At 56.0% G+C, this 15,681-nt stretch carries 17 protein-coding genes; 14 read left to right on the forward strand and 3 right to left on the reverse strand.

The window, feature by feature from the left end; translation table 11 throughout:
- The first annotated feature begins 26 nt into the window (after positions 1-26).
- Positions 27-377: a type II toxin-antitoxin system ChpB family toxin gene (locus SIK69_RS00290; RefSeq protein ID WP_319785131.1), complete on the forward strand. Its 351-nt coding sequence runs from the start codon at positions 27-29 to the stop codon at positions 375-377.
- A 40-nt stretch (positions 378-417) separates the two neighbouring features.
- Here the strand turns inward: SIK69_RS00290 and ppa are convergent, their stop codons facing one another.
- Positions 418-945 carry an inorganic diphosphatase gene (ppa, locus tag SIK69_RS00295; protein WP_319628396.1) on the reverse strand — a complete coding sequence of 176 codons (528 nt, stop codon included), beginning with the start codon at positions 943-945 and terminating at the stop codon, positions 418-420.
- 309 nt (positions 946-1,254) lie between these two features.
- On the opposite strand from ppa, the gene ytfQ reads away from it, so the two are divergent.
- The 5 genes from ytfQ to SIK69_RS00320 all read left to right on the forward strand — a co-directional run bounded on the left by ytfQ (position 1,255) and on the right by SIK69_RS00320 (position 7,495).
- Positions 1,255-2,211 (forward strand): galactofuranose ABC transporter substrate-binding protein YtfQ, encoded by a 957-nt coding sequence (gene ytfQ, locus SIK69_RS00300; RefSeq protein ID WP_319785132.1) that lies wholly within the window; start codon positions 1,255-1,257, stop codon positions 2,209-2,211.
- Positions 2,212-2,312: 101 nt separating this feature from the next.
- Positions 2,313-3,818 carry a galactofuranose ABC transporter, ATP-binding protein YtfR gene (gene ytfR / locus SIK69_RS00305; protein WP_319785280.1) on the forward strand — a complete coding sequence of 502 codons (1,506 nt, stop codon included), beginning with the start codon at positions 2,313-2,315 and terminating at the stop codon, positions 3,816-3,818.
- Positions 3,819-3,828: 10 nt separating this feature from the next.
- Positions 3,829-4,854, forward strand: coding sequence for a galactofuranose ABC transporter, ATP-binding protein YtfT (ytfT, locus tag SIK69_RS00310; RefSeq protein ID WP_319785133.1), 1,026 nt, complete (start codon positions 3,829-3,831; stop codon positions 4,852-4,854).
- Positions 4,841-5,842 carry a galactofuranose ABC transporter, permease protein YjfF gene (yjfF, locus tag SIK69_RS00315; protein ID WP_319785135.1) on the forward strand — a complete coding sequence of 334 codons (1,002 nt, stop codon included), beginning with the start codon at positions 4,841-4,843 and terminating at the stop codon, positions 5,840-5,842. The genes ytfT and yjfF overlap by 14 nt, the downstream gene beginning before the upstream one ends.
- Positions 5,843-5,926: 84 nt before the next feature.
- Entirely contained in the window at positions 5,927-7,495 is a 1,569-nt protein-coding gene (locus SIK69_RS00320; RefSeq protein ID WP_319628392.1) for a methyl-accepting chemotaxis protein, read from the forward strand.
- A 171-nt stretch (positions 7,496-7,666) separates the two neighbouring features.
- On the opposite strand, the gene fbp is transcribed toward SIK69_RS00320, so the two are convergent.
- A complete protein-coding gene (fbp, locus tag SIK69_RS00325) occupies positions 7,667-8,665 on the reverse strand; it encodes a class 1 fructose-bisphosphatase (RefSeq protein WP_319785136.1) in 999 nt (332 codons plus the stop codon).
- 180 nt (positions 8,666-8,845) lie between these two features.
- Here fbp and mpl point away from each other — a divergent pair, with 180 nt between their 5' ends.
- Positions 8,846-10,219 carry a UDP-N-acetylmuramate:L-alanyl-gamma-D-glutamyl-meso-diaminopimelate ligase gene (gene mpl / locus SIK69_RS00330; RefSeq protein ID WP_319628390.1) on the forward strand — a complete coding sequence of 458 codons (1,374 nt, stop codon included), beginning with the start codon at positions 8,846-8,848 and terminating at the stop codon, positions 10,217-10,219.
- Between the two features lie 79 nt (positions 10,220-10,298).
- On the opposite strand, the gene yjgA is transcribed toward mpl, so the two are convergent.
- Entirely contained in the window at positions 10,299-10,853 is a 555-nt protein-coding gene (yjgA, locus tag SIK69_RS00335; RefSeq protein ID WP_319628389.1) for a ribosome biogenesis factor YjgA, read from the reverse strand.
- Between the two features lie 94 nt (positions 10,854-10,947).
- On the opposite strand from yjgA, the gene pmbA reads away from it, so the two are divergent.
- The 7 genes from pmbA to SIK69_RS00370 all read left to right on the forward strand — a co-directional run bounded on the left by pmbA (position 10,948) and on the right by SIK69_RS00370 (position 15,672).
- Entirely contained in the window at positions 10,948-12,300 is a 1,353-nt protein-coding gene (pmbA, locus tag SIK69_RS00340) for a metalloprotease PmbA (protein ID WP_319785138.1), read from the forward strand.
- Positions 12,301-12,492: 192 nt separating this feature from the next.
- Positions 12,493-12,879, forward strand: a complete 387-nt coding sequence (gene cybC, locus SIK69_RS00345) for a cytochrome b562 (protein WP_319628387.1) — start codon at positions 12,493-12,495, stop codon at positions 12,877-12,879.
- 335 nt (positions 12,880-13,214) lie between these two features.
- The gene (locus tag SIK69_RS00350; protein ID WP_319628386.1) at positions 13,215-13,544 is read left to right on the forward strand and encodes a glycine dehydrogenase; all 330 of its coding nucleotides are present in this window, start codon (positions 13,215-13,217) and stop codon (positions 13,542-13,544) included.
- Positions 13,545-13,554: 10 nt separating this feature from the next.
- Entirely contained in the window at positions 13,555-13,917 is a 363-nt protein-coding gene (locus tag SIK69_RS00355) for an SFCGS family glycine-rich protein (RefSeq protein WP_110512153.1), read from the forward strand.
- Position 13,918: 1 nt separating this feature from the next.
- Positions 13,919-14,218, forward strand: a complete 300-nt coding sequence (locus tag SIK69_RS00360; RefSeq protein ID WP_319628385.1) for a DUF4312 family protein — start codon at positions 13,919-13,921, stop codon at positions 14,216-14,218.
- Between the two features lie 21 nt (positions 14,219-14,239).
- Positions 14,240-15,016: a DUF4311 domain-containing protein gene (locus tag SIK69_RS00365; protein ID WP_319628384.1), complete on the forward strand. Its 777-nt coding sequence runs from the start codon at positions 14,240-14,242 to the stop codon at positions 15,014-15,016.
- A gap of 11 nt (positions 15,017-15,027) precedes the next feature.
- Positions 15,028-15,672, forward strand: coding sequence for a DUF4310 family protein (locus SIK69_RS00370; RefSeq protein WP_319628383.1), 645 nt, complete (start codon positions 15,028-15,030; stop codon positions 15,670-15,672).
- Positions 15,673-15,681 lie beyond the last annotated feature (9 nt).

The following is a 15,681-nucleotide window of genomic DNA, read 5'->3' on the forward strand; positions in this document are numbered from 1 at the left end:
GGAGCGATGCGCATCGTTATTAAAAAATGGTGAAACGACCCAGTTTTGAACGTGGAGATATCGTTCTGGTAAGTTTCTCTCCCGCGTGTGGACGCGAACAGCAAGGGGTAAGTCGACCCGCAATTATCCTCTCTACCGCGGCCTTTAACCGAACAGGTACTGCGCTGCTGGCACCGGTCACGCAGGGCGGAAATTTTGCGCGTGAGGCGGGGTTTAGCGTGTCATTAAGTGGCTCGGGGACGAAAACCAACGGCGTGGTGCTGATTAATCAGGTCCGGATGGTCGATTTGGGGGCTTGTGGTGCAAGCAAAATTGAAACTGCGCCAGCTGAAATCGTCGAGGAAGCATTGGCCAGACTGATGGCTATCGTTGAATGAAAAACACCGCCCGTAGGCGGTGTCTTCACGACGGCAAGAATTACTTCTTAGCGCGTTCGAAGGAGGCGATGATTTCTGCTTTCGCAGCTTCAGCGTTATCCCAGCCTTCAACTTTAACCCATTTGCCTTTCTCAAGCGCTTTGTACTGCTCGAAGAAGTGGGAGATCTGCGCTTTCAGCAGCTCTGGCAGGTCGTTCACATCTTTGATGTGATCGTACTCTTTGCTCAGTTTGGTGTGCGGCACGGCAACCAGTTTCGCATCTTCACCGGCTTCGTCGGTCATTTTCAGCACGCCAACTGGACGGCAACGGATCACAGAACCCGGCTGCAGCGGATATGGCGTTGGGACCAGAACGTCAACCGGGTCACCGTCCAGGGACAGGGTGTGGTTGATGTAACCGTAGTTGCACGGATAGAACATCGCGGTAGACATGAAACGGTCTACAAACAGAGCACCGGTGTCTTTGTCGATTTCGTATTTGATTGGATCTGCGTTAGCAGGAATTTCGATAACAACGTAGATGTCTTCAGGCAGCTCTTTGCCCGCCGGGACGTTGAGTAAGCTCATGTCTGATTCCTTTAAAATGTGTGGCAACAAAGTGCCCGGTATTATAGCCAACTCACGTTAAATGTCTTCGCTTCTTTTAGGCCGTAGAGGGCTGACGCACCGTTTTTCAGAGCCTTTACCCAACTGAAAAATCCATAAACATAGCCGCTTCCTGAATAAGGTTATGGAAGCGCTTACAAATCCCTATTTCTCTTTTTGGAAGTGTGATGTAACGCATCACGTTACCTTTCCCATTGTCTATAGTTTTTCGGCACATGCAGCTCGAAATATGACGGGCAAACCACCAAATAAATCGAAGAGGGTACCTTTATGTGGAAGCGCTTACTTCTTGTCTCCGCTGTTTCAGCAGCCATGTCGTCTATGGCAATGGCTGCCCCATTAACCGTAGGATTTTCACAGGTCGGTTCGGAATCCGGCTGGCGTGCTGCTGAAACCAGCGTGGCGAAAAGTGAGGCTCAAAAGCGCGGTATCACGCTGAAGATAGCCGATGGCCAGCAGAAACAGGAAAACCAAATCAAAGCCGTACGTTCGTTTATCGCCCAGGGCGTCGACGCGATCTTCATTGCTCCGGTGGTCGCCACCGGCTGGGAGCCGGTGTTGAAAGAGGCCAAACAGGCCAACATTCCGGTGTTCCTGCTTGACCGCTCAATTGATGTGAAAGACAAATCGCTCTACATGACCACCGTTACCGCCGACAACATCCTCGAAGGCAAGCTGATCGGCGACTGGCTGGTGAAAACCGAAGCGGGCAAACCCTGTAACGTGGTTGAGTTGCAGGGCACCGTCGGCGCAAGCGTAGCGATTGATCGTAAGAAAGGCTTCGCAGAGGCCATTGCCAAAGCGCCAAATATCAAAATTATTCGCTCTCAGTCCGGGGACTTCACCCGCAGTAAAGGCAAAGAAGTCATGGAGAGCTTCATCAAGGCTGAGAACAACGGCAAAAACATCTGCATGGTTTATGCCCATAACGATGACATGGTGATTGGGGCCATTCAGGCCATCAAAGAAGCCGGTCTCAAGCCGGGCAAAGATATCCTGACCGGGTCTATCGACGGCGTGCCGGATATCTATAAAGCGATGATGAACGGTGAAGCCAACGCCAGCGTAGAGCTGACACCGAATATGGCGGGACCGGCGTTTGATGCGCTCGAGAAATTCAAGAAAGACGGCACTATGCCGCCGAAGCTGACCCTGACGAAATCGACACTCTATCTGCCTGACACGGCCAAAGAAGAGTTAGAGAAGAAGAAAAACATGGGGTACTGAGTGAGTCGTGTGGCCCCTCACCGTAACCCTTTCTCCGGAAGGGAGCGTTTTCTCCCTTGTTGGGAACGGGTTGGGTGAGGGTTATTTTCAGGGGGGGAATGATGACTGACGTAAACCACAATCAGGACATTTTGCGCACGGAAGGCCTGAGCAAATTTTTCCCCGGCGTTAAAGCGCTGGATAACGTAGATTTCAGCCTGCGACGCGGCGAAATTATGGCCCTGCTCGGTGAAAACGGTGCCGGGAAATCGACCCTCATAAAAGCCCTGACCGGGGTATATCACGCCGATCGCGGCACTATTTGGCTGGAAGGCGCAGCCATTTCGCCCAAAAACACCGCCCACGCCCAGCAGTTGGGCATCGGCACGGTGTATCAGGAAGTGAATTTGCTGCCGAATATGTCGGTGGCAGACAACCTGTTTATTGGCCGCGAACCGCGCCGTTTCGGCCTGATTCAACGTAAAGAGATGGAAAAACGCGCCACCGCGCTGATGGCCTCATACGGTTTTTCGCTCGACGTGCGCGAGCCGCTGAACCGCTTTTCCGTGGCGATGCAGCAGATAGTGGCTATTTGTCGCGCCATCGACCTCTCTGCCAAAGTGCTTATTCTCGACGAACCCACCGCCAGCCTCGATACCCAGGAAGTCGAGATGCTGTTTACCCTGATGCGCCAGCTGCGCGACCAGGGCGTCAGCCTGATTTTCGTCACCCACTTTCTGGATCAGGTTTACCAGGTCAGCGACCGCATCACGGTGCTGCGTAACGGCAGTTTTGTCGGCTGCAAAGAAACCAACGCGCTACCGCAAATCGAGCTGGTCAAAATGATGCTGGGCCGCGAGCTGGATAACAATGCCCTGCAACGCGCAGGCCGTACGCTATTGAGCGACAGGCCGGTGGCGGCGTTTAAAGGCTACGGCAAGAAAGGGGTCATCGAACCGTTCGATTTACAGGTGCGGCCAGGCGAAATTGTCGGGCTGGCGGGGCTGCTCGGCTCCGGGCGAACCGAAACGGCGGAAGTGATTTTCGGCATCAAGCCTGCCGACAGCGGTAGTGCCGAAATCAAAGGCAAACCGCAAACGCTGCGTTCCCCGCATCGGGCCTCCTGTCTGGGCATCGGTTTTTGCCCGGAAGATCGTAAAACCGACGGCATCATCGCTGCGGCGACGGTGCGCGAAAACATCATTCTGGCGCTACAGGCGCAGCGTGGCTGGCTGCGGCCAATCCCGCGGCGGGAGCAAAACGAAATTGCCGAGCGCTTTATTCGCCAGTTAGGCATTCGCACCCCAAGTGCGGAACAGCCGATCGAATTTCTCTCCGGCGGCAATCAGCAAAAAGTGTTGTTGTCCCGCTGGCTGCTGACCCGCCCGCAGTTCTTGATCCTCGACGAGCCGACCCGAGGGATCGACGTCGGGGCGCACGCGGAGATCATCCGCCTGATCGAAACGCTGTGCGCCGATGGCCTCGCGCTGCTGGTCATTTCCTCAGAGCTGGAAGAACTGGTGGGCTATGCGGATCGGGTGATTATTTTGCGCGATCGTAAACAGGTAGCCGAGATCCCGCTGGATGCCTTGTCGGTTCCCGCGATCATGAATGCTATTGCGGCATAAGGGGTACGACGTGATGCCACAATCTCTCCCACAAACCGAGCGGCCTAAGCGCCGCTTCCGTTGGCCGACGGGGATGCCGCAAATCGCGGCGTTGATCCTTGTTCTGCTGGTCGACAGTATCGTGTCTCCGCATTTTTTCCAGGTGGTATTACAGGACGGACGGCTGTTTGGCAGCCCGATAGATATCCTTAACCGTGCGGCACCGGTCGCGCTGCTGGCTATCGGCATGACGCTGGTTATCGCCACCGGCGGGATCGACCTCTCGGTCGGCGCGGTAATGGCGATTGCCGGAGCGACGGCGGCGTCGATGGAAGTCGCCGGACACAGCTTGCCGATGGTGATTCTGGCGGCACTGGCGACCGGGGTGCTGGCCGGGTTGTGGAACGGCATTCTGGTGGCAATCCTCAAGATCCAGCCGTTCGTGGCGACCTTGATTTTGATGGTCGCCGGGCGCGGCGTGGCGCAGTTGATCACCGCCGGGCAAATCGTCACCTTCGATTCGGATGCTCTGGCCTGGTTTGGTAGCGGCAAGCTGTTACTGCTGCCGACGCCGATCATTATCGCCGTGGTCACGCTACTGGTGTTCTGGCTGTTCACCCGCAAAACGGCGCTGGGGATGTTCATCGAAGCGGTGGGGATTAACATCCGTGCCGCAAAAAACGCCGGGGTGAATACCCGTACCGTGGTGATGCTGACCTACGTGCTCAGCGGGGTGTGTGCCGCCATTGCGGGCATCATCGTGGCGGCGGATATTCGCGGGGCCGATGCCAACAACGCCGGACTGTGGCTGGAACTGGACGCCATTCTGGCGGTGGTGATCGGCGGCGGCTCGCTGATGGGCGGGCGCTTTAACTTGCTGCTGTCGGTGATTGGCGCGCTGATAATCCAGGGGATGAACACCGGCATTCTGCTGTCGGGCTTCCAGCCGGAGCTGAATCAGGTGGTGAAAGCGGTGGTGGTGCTGTGCGTGCTGGTGGTCCAGTCGCCGCGCTTTATCGGTCTACTGAAAGGAGTGCGCGGCCATGATAAAACGTAATTTACCGCTGATGATCACCCTCGGGGTGTTTATCCTCGGCTATCTCTATTGCCTCACGCAGTTCCCCGGCTTCGCCTCGACCCGCGTGATTTGCAACATCCTGACCGATAACGCATTTCTCGGCATCATCGCCGTCGGCATGACCTTTGTGATCCTCTCGGGCGGTATTGATTTGTCGGTCGGGTCGGTGATCGCCTTTACCGGCGTCTTTCTCGCCAAAGCGATCGGCTTCTGGGGGCTGTCGCCGCTGGTGGCATTCCCGTTGGTGCTGCTGATGGGCTGCGCCTTCGGCGCGTTTATGGGCTTGCTTATCGACGCGCTGAAAATCCCGGCGTTCATCATCACCCTGGCCGGGATGTTTTTCCTGCGCGGCGTCAGCTACCTGGTGTCCGAAGAGTCGATTCCGATTAACCACCCCATTTACGACTCGCTGTCCGATATGGCGTGGATGATCCCCGGCGGCGGACGGCTTAGCGCCATGGGCCTGCTGATGCTGCTGGTGGTGGTCGCCGGGATGTTTGTCGCGCATCGCACGCGGTTCGGCAATCAGGTGTATGCCATCGGCGGCAGCGCGGTGTCGGCCAACCTGATGGGGATTTCTACCCGCAGCACCACCATTCGGATTTATATGCTGTCGACGGGCCTGGCGACCCTCGCCGGAATTGTCTTCTCAGTCTATACCCAGGCGGGTTACGCGCTGGCTGGAATGGGCGTGGAACTGGACGCGATTGCCTCGGTGGTGATTGGCGGCACGCTGCTGAGCGGTGGGGTGGGTACGGTACTGGGCACGCTGTTCGGGGTCGGTATTCAGGGGCTGATTCAGACCTACATCAACTTCGACGGGACGCTCAGTTCATGGTGGACCAAAATCGCTATCGGCATTTTGTTGTTCATCTTTATCGCCCTGCAACGCGGCCTGATTGTGCTGTGGGAGAACCGTCAGAGCTCGCCGGTCACCCGTATCGCCCCAGCCATCACAAAGCAATAACACCCTGAACCCTAATGTTTTTCCGGTAGCAGCCGATACTTTTTGTTTACGCCCAAACGTCGCTTTGCTACCGGGAATGACATCATGCTTAAACAGCTTTCAATCCGTACCGGCCTGCTTTCTTTACTGGCCGTGATGACCCTCCTTCTGCTGCTGGTCAGCGGGATTGGTATTTACGCTCTCAACCAAAGTTCGACCTCTCTCACGCGCATCAATCATCTTCAGGGTCAGCAGTTAGTGCAGCTCAACAAGGGCTACACCCTGATCCTGCGGGCGCGCAATGAAGCGGGGCAGGCTGTGCGACTGATGGAAATCGGTATGCTCGACGACGCGGCGAAATCAGTGCAGAACATCAATCGTGAAGCGGCGACGGCACAGAAAACGCTGTCGAACGTCATTGCCTCGAAAATCGATGACAAGCAGGGTTCGCAGCTGCTGGCGCAGGTGGCAAAAAGCTATGCTGCCTATAATAAACAGGGCATCACCCCGATGCTGACGGCGTTGAATCAGCAGAGCGCAGACAGCTATTACGACCTGCTGGAAAACCATTTGATCCCGGTTTCTCGTCAGTTTGATAACGACATGCAGGCCTTCCAGGCGTGGGTGGACACCCGTGGCCAGGCGGAAGTGCAGGTGGTCCACAGCAGTAAAAACCGGGTGATGACGCTGATGGTTATCGCCATTCTGCTGACCGCTGGCGTGATTGTGCTGGCCTGGCTGGCGCTGCGTCATATGCTGCTCAAGCCGCTGAATACGGCGATTGTACAGCTTGAACAGGTGGCGGCAGGCAATCTGACGCACAGCGTGAATGCGCCGGTGAGTCAGGAAATCAATCGGCTGAACGCGGCGATAAGCGAAATGCGGCAGTCGCTGATGGATTCGGTATTGCGGGTGCGCGATGCCAGCTCGCAGATTGATATTGGCAGCCGCGAGCTGACCGCAGGTAACAACAATCTGGCGCAGCGCACTGAATCGACGGCCACCTCGCTGGAGCAGACCGCAGCCAGCATGGAACAAATAACCGCCACGGTGAAACAGAACGCCGACAATGCGGAACAGGCGCACCAGCTGGCGAAAACGGTGTCTGACACCGCCGATCGCGGCAGCGAAATGGTGTGCTATGTGATTGAGAAGATGCGCGATATTTCCGGCAGTTCGAGCCGGATCGGCGATATCCTTAGCGTTATCGACGGGATTGCTTTCCAGACCAATATTCTGGCCCTCAACGCCTCGGTAGAAGCGGCGCGTGCCGGTGAACAAGGCCGTGGATTCGCGGTGGTAGCAGGTGAAGTGCGTAATCTGGCCAGCCGCAGTGCCGATGCCGCGAAAGAGATTCGCCAGTTGATCAGTGCCTCACAAACGCACGTCAGCGAAGGCAGCGACCTGGCGCAGCAGGCCGGGGAAACGATGGATGAAATCGCCTCCGAAGTGATGCGCATGACCAGGCTGATGCGTGAGATTGCCAGCGCATCGCAGGAACAAAGTCGCGGTATCGAGCAGGTCAATATTGCGGTGATTCAAATGGATGAAACCGCGCAGCAGAACGCGGCGCTGGTACAGCAATCTTCCGCCGCAACCCGTTCGCTGGAAGCGCAGTCCCGCGAGCTGATGGAAGCGATGGCGTCGTTCAGATTGCAGCGTCAGGCGGCGTAGGCGGGATCCGCTGGTCTGGGTGGAATGGTTCCGTTCACAAATGTTTAGCCGGTTTCGCAACCCGTGCGGAACGTGAACCGGGTAAGGGGAGCATCACGTTCCCCTTACTCCGTGGGAGAGGGCATCCGGCAATACGACTCTCAAATAATTGCTGTCGGCAATGCGTTTACATTACGCCTCAGGGAACTCGCGAATTAAACGTTCCACATCGTCAACCATATGCTCGTTGCCGACGAAGAACGGACGGCGCTGGTGCAGCGTCTCCGGCATAATATCCAGAATGCGCTCTTTACCGTCGCTGGCTTTGCCGCCTGCCTGTTCGGCGAGGAACGCCATCGGGTTGCACTCGTACAGTAAACGCAGCTTACCTTGCGGGTGGCTGGCGGTGCTTGGGTAGAGATAAATCCCGCCTTTCAACAGGTTGCGGTGGAAATCCGCCACCAGAGAACCGATATAGCGCGAGGTGTATGGGCGTTGGGTGTTCTTATCTTCTTCCTGACAAAACTTGAGATACTTCTTCACGCCCATCGGGAATTTGATGTAGTTACCTTCGTTGATCGAATAAGTATTGCCCTTGGCCGGGAAACGCATACGTTCCTGACTCAGGCAGAACACGCCGAGCGACGGGTCGTAGGTGAAGGCATGCACGCCGCATCCGGTGGTGTACACCAGCATGGTTGATGAGCCGTATACCACATATCCGGCTGCAACCTGTTTGTTGCCCGGCTGCAGGAAATCTTCTTCGGTGACCGGCGTGCCAACGGGCGTGACGCGACGGTAGATAGAGAAGATCGTGCCGACGGAGACGTTCACGTCAATGTTGGACGAGCCGTCGAGTGGGTCCATCAACACCACGTATTTGGCGTGCTCACAGCCGTCGAAGACCACAATTTCATCTTCTTCTTCGGAGGCAATCCCCGCCACGATGTCACGGGCTTTCAGGGCGGCTTTCAGCTTTTCATTGGCGAACAGGTCCAGCTTCTGCTGCGTTTCGCCCTGAATGTTTTCAGCCCCGCTGGCACCCAGGATATCGACCAGACCGGCCTTATTGATATCGCGGTGGATGATCTTCGCGCCGAGCTTTATTGCCGACAGCAAAGCAGTGAGCTCCCCGGTCGCATGAGAAAACTCGTGCTGCTTTTCGACAATAAATTCACCTAACGTTTTCATAACACTTTCCCTGCATTTGATGTTGAGTAAAGCGGTTAATGTCCAACAATCTTAACAAACATTCAAAATGCAGCGTAATGGTGAATCGCGCCAGCTAAATACGGAATTAACCGAAATGCGTTTCTCTGCTCGCTCACAAGAGGGTAAAATGCGCGGCTGATGAGAGAGGAACAGTGACGTATGCGCATTCATATTTTGGGGATTTGTGGCACTTTTATGGGCGGTCTGGCGATGCTGGCGCGTTCTCTTGGCCATGAAGTGACCGGTTCGGACGCCAATGTGTATCCGCCGATGAGCACCCTGCTGGAAGAGCAGGGCATTGACCTGATTCAAGGTTATGACGCGAGTCAGCTCGAGCCGCAGCCGGATTTAGTGATCATCGGCAACGCCATGACCCGCGGCAATCCGTGTGTCGAAGCGGTGCTTGAGAAAAACATTCCATACCTGTCTGGCCCACAGTGGCTGCACGATTTCGTGCTGCGCGACCGCTGGGTCGTCGCCGTGGCAGGCACGCACGGTAAAACCACTACCGCAGGCATGGCGACGTGGATCCTCGAAGCCTGTGGCTATAAGCCTGGCTTTGTGATCGGCGGCGTGCCGGGTAACTTCGAGGTCTCAGCGCGTCTGGGTGACAGCCCGTTCTTCGTCATTGAAGCCGACGAATATGATTGCGCCTTCTTCGACAAGCGCTCTAAATTCGTTCACTACTGCCCGCGCACGCTGATCCTCAACAACCTTGAGTTCGATCACGCTGATATCTTTGACGATCTGAAAGCGATTCAAAAACAGTTCCATCACCTGGTGCGTATCGTGCCGGGCCAGGGGCGGATCATCTCGCCGGAAAACGACGTCAATCTGAAGCAAACCCTGGCGATGGGCTGCTGGAGCGAACAAGAGCTGGTGGGCGAGCAGGGCCACTGGCAGGCGAAGAAAATCACCCCTGATGCCGCAGAGTGGGAAGTGTGGCTCGACGGTGAAAAAGTCGGTCAGGTGAAATGGGGCCTGGTGGGCGAACACAACATGCATAACGGGCTGATGGCGATTGCCGCCGCGCGTCATGTGGGGGTGAAACCGGCCGATGCCGCCGACGCGCTGGGTTCGTTCGTCAACGCCCGTCGCCGTCTGGAACTGCGCGGTGAAGCGCATGGCGTTACGGTGTATGACGATTTCGCGCATCACCCGACCGCCATCCTTGCCACGTTACAGGCGCTGCGGGGCAAAGTGGGTGGAACGGCGCGCATTCTGGCCGTGCTGGAACCGCGCTCGAACACCATGAAAATGGGCATCTGCAAGGACGACTTAGCGCCGTCGCTGGGACGTGCGGATGAAGTGTTCTTGTTACAGCCGCAGCATATTCCGTGGCAGGTTGCCGAAGTCGCAGAAGCCTGTATTCAGCCTGCGCACTGGAGCGCTGACGTGGATACGCTGGTGGATATGATTGTTAAAGCAGCACACCCGGGCGATCACATTCTGGTGATGAGCAACGGTGGCTTTGGCGGGATTCATCAGAAACTGCTGGATAAGCTGGCGAAAAAAGCGGAAGCGGTAGAGTAACCCACGCGCCCGGTGGCGCTTTGCCTACCGGGCCTACAGCATCGTAGGCCGGATAAGCGCAGCGCCATCCGGCAATGACTTAGTCGGCGTTTTCTGCCAGTTCACGCAGATACTGGAAGATCAGACGAGAGGATTTCGGCGGCTTATTGCCTTCTTTCTCTTTCTTCGCATTACGAATAAGCGAACGCAGCTGCTGACGGTCAGCATCCGGCCACAGATTCAGTACTTCCGCGACCACATCATCCCCTTCATCGACCAGACGATCGCGCAGTTGTTCCAGTTTATGGAACAGCGCAACCTGCTGGTTATGACGGTTCTTCAGCTTATCGAGCGCCTGACGAATCGGCTCCACGTCACGCTGACGCAGCATTTTACCGATCAGCTGCATCTGGCGACGGCGGCCTTCTTTCTTGATTTTCTGCGCCAGTTCAACGGCGGCACGCAGGTCTTCATCCAGCGGGATTTTGTCGAGCGCGTTTTTACCCAGCTCAACGATTTCGGCCCCGAGGTCTTTTAACTCCTCGGCATCGCGTTTAATTTCACTTTTGCTGACCCAGATGATTTCATCATCTTCATCGTCGATCTCGTCATCACCGGGCACGTCGTCGAGCCAGTCTTCGGGCTGCTTTGTCATCTCAGGCTCCTAAAAAAAGAGATCCATATTAACAGTTTCGGTACGCACTGAAAAACGGTTCTCTGTTAGACTTCAATAAACTCCTTTCTACATTATGGCATTAGCGATGAAAGTAATCACACAGGTTGCAGAGCAGCGTAAAGCACTGGAAAAAGCCGTCTCCACCGCGCTGGAGCTGGCGGCAGGCAAGTCTGATGCCGCAGAGGTCGGGGTCAGCAAATCGACCGGAATTAGCGTCAGCACCCGCTATGGCGAAGTGGAAAACGTTGAATTTAATAGCGATGGTGCCCTGGGGATTACGGTTTATCACCAGAACCGCAAGGGCAGCGCATCAACCACCGATTTAAGCCCGGACGCCGTGGCGCGTACCGTGCAGGCGGCGCTGGATATCGCCCGCTACACCTCGCCGGACCCTTACGCGGGCGTGGCGGATAAAGAATTACTGGCCTTTGATGCGCCGGATCTCGATTTATTCCACCCGGCGGAAGTCTCCCCGGACGAAGCGATCGAGCTGGCTGCCCGCGCCGAACAGGCCGCGCTCAAAGCCGACAAACGCATTACCAATACCGAAGGCGGCAGCTTCAACAGCCACTACGGGATCAAAGTCTTCGGCAACAGCCACGGCATGTTGCAGAGCTACTGTTCCACTCGTCACTCACTGTCGAGCTGTGTTATCGCAGAAGAAAACGGTGACATGGAGCGCGACTATGCCTACACCATTGGCCGCGCGATGGGTGATTTGCTCGACCCGGAATCCGTTGGGGCCGACTGTGCGCAGCGCACGCTGTCGCGTCTTTCCCCGCGTAAACTCTCAACCATGAAAGCGCCGGTCATTTTCGCTAACGAAGTGGCGACCGGGCTGTTTGGGCATCTGGTTGGCGCGATTGCAGGCGGGTCGGTGTACCGTAAATCGACGTTCCTGCTCGACTCGCTCGGGAAACAAATTCTGCCGGAATGGCTGACCATTGAAGAGCATCCGCACCTGCTGAAAGGCCTGGCCTCGACGCCGTTCGACAGCGAAGGCGTGCGCACAGAGCGTCGCGATATTATCAAAGACGGCATTTTGACCCAGTGGCTGCTGACCAACTATTCTGCCCGTAAACTGGGACTGAAAAGCACCGGTCACGCGGGGGGCATCCATAACTGGCGCATCCAGGGCCAGGGACTCAGTTTTGAAAAGTTGCTTAAAGAGATGGGCACCGGCCTTGTTGTCACCGAATTGATGGGGCAGGGTGTCAGTGGCGTCACGGGCGACTACTCACGCGGCGCATCAGGCTTCTGGGTTGAGAATGGCGAAATCCAGTATCCGGTGAGTGAAATCACCATCGCCGGAAACCTGAAAGAGATGTGGCGTAATATTGTGACCGTTGCCGATGACATCGAAACGCGCAGCAATATTCAGTGCGGTTCCGTGCTGCTGCCGGAAATGAAAATCGCCGGGCAATAATCCTGTTCTGATGGTGGCGCAACCTGCTGCGCCACATATTAAAATGCATACTCAAAATATTTTGAGTTGCAGGAAGGCGGCAAACCGGAGAATCCCCGGGAGCTTACTTAAGTAAGTGACTGGGGTGAACAGGTGCAGCCAACGCGCCTGCAGCTTGAAATATGACGAGTATAATAAAAAAGGAAGTGAGCAATGCGTAAACAACTCTTAGCAATGTTGGCTGTCTCCACTCTGATGATGGGCGTAGCACCGGCATTTGCCGATCTTGGCGATGACATGGACACCCTGTCTGAAAACCTGAAAGTGGTGCAAAAGAGCAACGATGCGGCTGAAATGAAAGCTGCACTCGGCAAAATGCGCATCGCAGCACAGGATGCCCAAAAGCAGACGCCACCGAAGCTGGAAAATAAGGCAGCGGACAGCGCTGAAATGAAAGACTATCGTCACGGGTTTGATGTTCTGATTAGCCAGATTGATAACGCCACTAAACTGGCGAACGAAGGCAAAATCAAGGAAGCGCAGGGCGTGGCACTCGATCTGGCCGGAACCCGCAATACCTACCACCAGAAATACCGTTAATATCGCCTGCCAATAATCTTCCCCTGCCGGGGAAATTCCCCTTTTCCCGGCAGTCTTCCGCGTAATCTTCCCGCATCGTCATCACAAAAGCTTATCGCCGTCACAGTTTTGCCCGAAGCCTCCCCCTGCTTTTACGCTCTTTCCTCGGCTATTTTTAGCGTTTTCCCGTGACATTCATCACGCTAATCCAGCATTTGATCTCTATTCAGCAAAATTATGTGGAACAGATCACTCCCGCCTGTCGCCTTTCCACTTTGAAGTGGAAAACAACTCGCTACAAACCCGACACCGCCCACGTTAGTTTTAACTCAGACGCAATAAACGGGGTCAGAAGAGTGAACAACGGAGCAGTCATTACCGACGTCGGGAGTCAGACCGAAGAGCTTGCAACTCGCATGCTGGGCCAGGTGTACAGCCTGCTAAAAGGTCACGGCATCATCCCGAACGCCGTCCAGGAGCAAATGCTGACATCCCATGTCCGTGCGATGGCTCATCGGTCGATAACCGGAGAGCCGCTGCCAGAAGTGGAAGCCAGCCTGTTTGAAGAAATTTCACAAGATTCAATGACGCTCGCCCGCGAAGTGGTCGCGCAGTTCGGCAACCTTCCGGATGAAGAAGCCTGGCTGCTGTCAGTGCACTTCGAAGTGGCGAAAGAAAACCTGTAAGGAGCAAAACATGACACAAATTACCGTAGTGATTGGCGATCGTCTGGGCAAAGGCCAAAAAGTGGCCGCTGGTGTGGAAAAGGCCGGTGGCCGCGCGGTAGTGGTGCCTGGTGTCGCCGCAGATATGAAGCTCGGCGATGTGATGAAAGCAGAAAACGCCACCTTCGGCATCTCCTTCTGTGGAAGCGGCGGCGCGGGGGCCATCACCGCCCAGACCAAGCACGGCTACAAAGCGAAATACGGTATGCGCTCAGTGGATGAAGGCGTGACGGCGATCAACGAAGGCGCGAACGTGCTGGGCTTCGGCTTTATGGATAAAGAAGAGTTGGGCGAGCGTTTGGTGCTGGCCTGGCAGAAGAAATACGGCGCATAAGATGAAAGAACAATTCACCACCACGGTGAGGGTCAAGGGCAAAGGTGAGGCCAAAGCACGCGCCTTCGCCGATGCGCTCAACCAGGTACAGGGTGCGGTGATGAAATCATCGCCGCATATTCTACTGCGCATCGAACCACAGGACGTGGCGGTTGTTCATGCGCAGGAAGCGGTCCGGAAAGAAGCGTTTCTGTTTATCTTTCTGCGCCGGGAACGACGCACGTTCAGCGTGGAGCTGGACGTTACCGTCAACGTGACCGCCTTAAATCTCGACAAAGTGGATTTCGTCACGACAACATAAACCGTATAAAAGGACAGACACATGTTCCTGATTATTCTCTTTAAATCACTCATCATTGGCGGCCTGGTTGGCGTCGGGGTGGGTGCCGGAGCTGCACGCATGTTTCATGCGCCCACCACACAGGGGATGGGTGCTTTTCGTACATTGGGCGAGCTGAATTCCTGCGAAGGTGACCCGGCTTCCCACTTCTCTTTTGGTCTGGGCTTCTTCTTTAACGCCTGGGCATCCTCAGTGGCGGCGGGGGCCTTCACTCAGGACGTTGACCACCGCATCATCCCGAACTGGGGTGCCGCGGCACTGATGATTAAAAACCGCAACGTTGCCGAAACTCTGCATGACCCGAGAAAAATGGCGATTGCCTGCGGTCTGATTGGCATGGTGGTGGTCGCGTTCCTCAACTCGACGGCTTCTGCGGTTCCGGAAGCGTTACAGGTCACGGCGGTTAAAGTGCTGGTTCCGGCGGCCAACCTGCTGGTGAACATCATCATGCCGGTTATCTTCTGGCTGGCCGCGATTGATGCCGGTAAAAAATCGGGCTTCTGGGCGACCATCTTCGGCGGCGCAGCGCAGCTGATTATGGGTAACGCCGTCCCGGGTCTGGTGCTGGGTATCCTTATCGGCAAAGGCGTTGAGGAGAGCGGCTGGCATCGCGTCACCAAAGTGATGATGGGGGCGATTGTGACCCTGTTCGTGCTGAGTGCCTTCTTCCGTGGTTTCGACATGAAGATGATTGAGTCCTTCCACATGACGGTGCCGAACTGGCTGGATCTGCTGCACAACGCCATGAGCGGGAAATAAGGGGATAACGCATGGAACAGAATAAAGGTTTTTGGTACGCGGACTGGTCATTCCCGATCTTTGTCGGCCTGCTTTCCTCCGGCGTGTTCGCCGGGACACACATGTACTACCTGTACGGTATCGGCGCGTTTAACGAGGTCGCTTTCGTGGCGATGCTGAAATCCGGGATCGACACGGGTGTATACGGTGCGGTCGCGGCGTTCGGGGCCAGCTTCCTGTTCGCCCGCATCATTGAAGGCTCGTTGGTGGGCATCCTCGATATCGGCGGCGCTATCCAGACCGGTGTCGGTCTTGGCGTTCCGGCGCTGCTGCTCGGCGCGGGCATTGTGTTCCCGGTGGCGAATTTCGGGGCCTCTCTGCTGACCGGCCTGGTGATTGGCGTGGCGATTGGCTACATCATCATCCTCGCGCGTAAATTCACCATCAATCAGAGCGACTCCACCTACGGGGCTGACGTGATGATGGGGGCGGGTAACGCATCAGGCCGTTTCCTTGGGCCGTTGATTATCCTCAGCGCGATGACCGCCTCGATTCCAATCGGCATTGGTTCCCTGGTGGGCGCGTTACTTTTCTACATCTGGCAGAAGCCGATTACCGGCGGGGCTATCCTCGGTGCGATGATCCTCGGGTCTATTTTCCCGGTAGCAATCGGTTAAGTCCGCAAG

This window comes from Scandinavium lactucae (assembly GCF_033843265.1).
Taxonomy (GTDB): Bacteria; Pseudomonadota; Gammaproteobacteria; order Enterobacterales; family Enterobacteriaceae; genus Scandinavium; species Scandinavium lactucae.

What these genes read in the sequence shown, in the direction of transcription:
- SIK69_RS00290 (WP_319785131.1), top strand. Translation starts at nt 27, where the DNA reads ATGGTGAAACGACCCAGTTTTGAACGTGGAGATATCGTTCTGGTAAGT.
- ppa (WP_319628396.1), bottom strand. Translation starts at nt 945, where the DNA reads ATGAGCTTACTCAACGTCCCGGCGGGCAAAGAGCTGCCTGAAGACATC.
- ytfQ (WP_319785132.1), top strand. Translation starts at nt 1,255, where the DNA reads ATGTGGAAGCGCTTACTTCTTGTCTCCGCTGTTTCAGCAGCCATGTCG.
- ytfR (WP_319785280.1), top strand. Translation starts at nt 2,313, where the DNA reads ATGACTGACGTAAACCACAATCAGGACATTTTGCGCACGGAAGGCCTG.
- yjfF (WP_319785135.1), top strand. Translation starts at nt 4,841, where the DNA reads ATGATAAAACGTAATTTACCGCTGATGATCACCCTCGGGGTGTTTATC.
- SIK69_RS00320 (WP_319628392.1), top strand. Translation starts at nt 5,927, where the DNA reads ATGCTTAAACAGCTTTCAATCCGTACCGGCCTGCTTTCTTTACTGGCC.
- fbp (WP_319785136.1), bottom strand. Translation starts at nt 8,665, where the DNA reads ATGAAAACGTTAGGTGAATTTATTGTCGAAAAGCAGCACGAGTTTTCT.
- mpl (WP_319628390.1), top strand. Translation starts at nt 8,846, where the DNA reads ATGCGCATTCATATTTTGGGGATTTGTGGCACTTTTATGGGCGGTCTG.
- yjgA (WP_319628389.1), bottom strand. Translation starts at nt 10,853, where the DNA reads ATGACAAAGCAGCCCGAAGACTGGCTCGACGACGTGCCCGGTGATGAC.
- pmbA (WP_319785138.1), top strand. Translation starts at nt 10,948, where the DNA reads ATGGCATTAGCGATGAAAGTAATCACACAGGTTGCAGAGCAGCGTAAA.
- cybC (WP_319628387.1), top strand. Translation starts at nt 12,493, where the DNA reads ATGCGTAAACAACTCTTAGCAATGTTGGCTGTCTCCACTCTGATGATG.
- SIK69_RS00355 (WP_110512153.1), top strand. Translation starts at nt 13,555, where the DNA reads ATGACACAAATTACCGTAGTGATTGGCGATCGTCTGGGCAAAGGCCAA.
- SIK69_RS00360 (WP_319628385.1), top strand. Translation starts at nt 13,919, where the DNA reads ATGAAAGAACAATTCACCACCACGGTGAGGGTCAAGGGCAAAGGTGAG.
- SIK69_RS00365 (WP_319628384.1), top strand. Translation starts at nt 14,240, where the DNA reads ATGTTCCTGATTATTCTCTTTAAATCACTCATCATTGGCGGCCTGGTT.
- SIK69_RS00370 (WP_319628383.1), top strand. Translation starts at nt 15,028, where the DNA reads ATGGAACAGAATAAAGGTTTTTGGTACGCGGACTGGTCATTCCCGATC.